The organism is Brevundimonas sp. EAKA, from assembly GCF_000698025.1.
Taxonomy (GTDB): Bacteria; Pseudomonadota; Alphaproteobacteria; order Caulobacterales; family Caulobacteraceae; genus Brevundimonas; species Brevundimonas mediterranea_A.
Genome location: NZ_JMQR01000238.1, coordinates 1 through 1722 on the forward strand (window position 1 = coordinate 1; position 1722 = coordinate 1722).

The 1722-nt window shown below is 71.5% G+C and carries 3 protein-coding genes; 2 read left to right on the top strand and 1 reads right to left on the bottom strand.

Translation table 11 applies throughout. The features are described 5' to 3' along the window. Both ER13_RS17185 and ER13_RS17190 read left to right on the top strand, forming a co-directional pair. The coding region (locus ER13_RS17185) for a DUF1206 domain-containing protein (RefSeq protein ID WP_155988193.1) at window positions 1–538 on the top strand (538 nt) is incomplete at its 5' end. Between the two features lie 67 nt (window positions 539–605). Continuing rightward, a complete protein-coding gene (locus ER13_RS17190; RefSeq protein WP_197019819.1) occupies window positions 606–1277 on the top strand; it encodes a DsbA family oxidoreductase in 672 nt (223 codons plus the stop codon). A gap of 179 nt (window positions 1278–1456) precedes the next feature. On the opposite strand, the gene ER13_RS18835 is transcribed toward ER13_RS17190, so the two are convergent. Further along, window positions 1457–1722, bottom strand: a 266-nt coding sequence (locus ER13_RS18835; protein WP_035311329.1) for a hypothetical protein, incomplete at its 5' end; no start/stop codon positions are given.

Here is a 1722-nt window from a genome sequence, read left to right on the forward strand (position 1 = left end):
GGGGGCCGGCGGCCTGTTCTGCGGCCGGGTGGCGGCGGGGGTGTTCGAGTATCGGGAGGGGGCGGGGGAGGCGACCAGCCGGGCCGCGGACCGGGCCGAGAGCATCGCCGAGAACCAGGAGAAGGCGGCCTGGATCCTGGACCTGCCGTTCGGCGGTCTGCTGCTGATCGCGGCGGGGCTGGTGGTGCTGGGCGTCGGGATCGGCAACATCGTCAGGGCCTTCCGGGACGACTTCGACGCGGCCCTGGCCTGTCCCGAGGCGGTGCGCCGGCCGGCGACGGCCCTGGCGCGGGCGGGCTATGGCGCGCGGGGCTTCGCCTATCTGCCGCTGGGGACCTTTGTGGTCCTGGCGGGGCTGCACGCGCGCTCGGGCGAGGTGACGACGACGGCGGCGGTGCTGGACGCGCTGGAGGCCCAGCCCGGCGGGTCGTGGGTGCTGGGGCTGACGGCGGCGGGGCTGATGGCCTTCGGCGCCTTCGCCTTCGTGGAGGCGCGCTGGCGCAGGATCCGGCCGCCCCGGGACCTGACGCTGGGCTGAGGCCTTGGCGTCGCGCGGGGCCTTCCCATATGCTCCGCAACACATCCTGTTCCAGAAGGCCCTCGCCATGACCCAAGCCGTGCCGATGAAGACCCTGAAGATCGACTTCGTCTCCGACGTGGTCTGCCCCTGGTGCGCGGTCGGGCTGGGCGGGCTGGAGACGGCGCTGGACGCCCTCAAGAGCGAGGGGATCGGCGCCGACATCGCCTTTCAGCCCTTCGAACTGAACCCCCAGATCGCGCCCGAAGGCGAGAACATCGTCGAACACATCGGCCGCAAATACGGCGCCACCCCGGAGCAGTCGGCCGCCAACCGCGCCATGATCCGCGACCGCGCCGCCGAGGTCGGCTTCGACATGCGCATGACCGACGACAGCCGCATCTGGAACACCTTCGACGCCCACCGCCTGCTGCACTGGGCCCACGAGACCGCGCCCGAGAAGCAGAAGGCGCTGAAACAGGCCCTGTTCACGGCCCACTTCACCGAGAACCGCAACCTGACCGACGCCGGCGTCCTGACCACCGCCGCCGAGGCCGCCGGGCTGGACCGGGCCGAGGCGGGCGAGGTCCTGGCCTCGGGCCGCTACGCCCAGGCCGTGCGCGCGGCCGAGGACCTGTGGCGGTCGCGCGGCATCAGCTCGGTCCCGGCCGTGGTGGTCGAGGGCAGATATCTGATCAGCGGCGGCCAGCCGGCCCAGGTGTTCGAACAGGCGCTGAGGAAGATCGCGTCGGAGGTGTGAGCCTCACCTCTCCATCGGCGCAGGCCGATGGGGAGGACAGGCGGCGCGTGCGCCGCCAGGAGGGGGCGACCGGGTGTGCGACAGGAATATGGGGCCTCCCTACGACCGAGTCGCCCCCTCCTGGTCGCTGACGCGACCTGTCCTCCCCATTCGCCTTCGCGAATGGGGAGGTGATGATGTCACGGCGGCCCGGTTTCAGACTCTCCCTGCGAAAAAACACCGTCTGAATCGTCTAATTCGTCTGAAATCCCGGTCGGCTCCAGGTCGTCCAGCGCGTCGATCCGGGCCATCAGGGCGTCGCGGCCGGCGTAGTCGCCGGGCTTCAGGGCGGCGGCTTCCTGGGCGATGACGCAGATCTGCTGGGCGAGGGCTTCGGCGCGCGCGGCGAGGACGGGTTCCTTCGGGGCGGGCGGGGGGGCTGTAGGCCTGTCGCTTATGCACATCA

Coding starts and splice junctions, on each gene's coding strand:
- ER13_RS17190 (WP_197019819.1), top strand. CDS start 606: ATGACCCAAGCCGTGCCGATGAAGACCCTGAAGATCGACTTCGTCTCC.